General features: G+C 62.6%; 1 protein-coding gene. It reads left to right on the top strand.

Annotated elements, in window-relative coordinates; genetic code table 11:
- Positions 1-297: AMP-binding protein (locus IG99_RS43810; RefSeq protein ID WP_037684640.1), on the top strand; the 297-nt coding region annotated here is incomplete at both ends.

The raw sequence follows: 297 nt of genomic DNA, 5'->3' as shown, positions 1-297 counted from the left end.
TATACGTCGGGGTCGACGGGGCGTCCGAAGGGTGTGGTGGTTCCGCACGCGAATGTGGTGCGGTTGTTCTCCGCTACCGATGAGTGGTTCGGGTTCGGATCGGATGATGTGTGGACGTTGTTCCACTCGTATGCGTTCGACTTCTCGGTGTGGGAGTTGTGGGGGCCGCTGTTGTACGGCGGTCGTCTGGTGGTCGTGCCGTTCGAGGTGAGCCGCTCGGCAGGGGATTTCCTGGCTCTGCTGGCGCGTGAGGGCGTGACGGTGCTGAATCAGACGCCGTCGGCGTTCTATCAGCTG

Source organism: Streptomyces griseus subsp. griseus, assembly GCF_000720255.1.
In the GTDB taxonomy this organism is placed as follows: domain Bacteria; phylum Actinomycetota; class Actinomycetes; order Streptomycetales; family Streptomycetaceae; genus Streptomyces; species Streptomyces griseus_I.
Note: the sequence above shows the minus strand (reverse complement) of the source record. Positions and strands in the feature narration are given on the sequence as shown.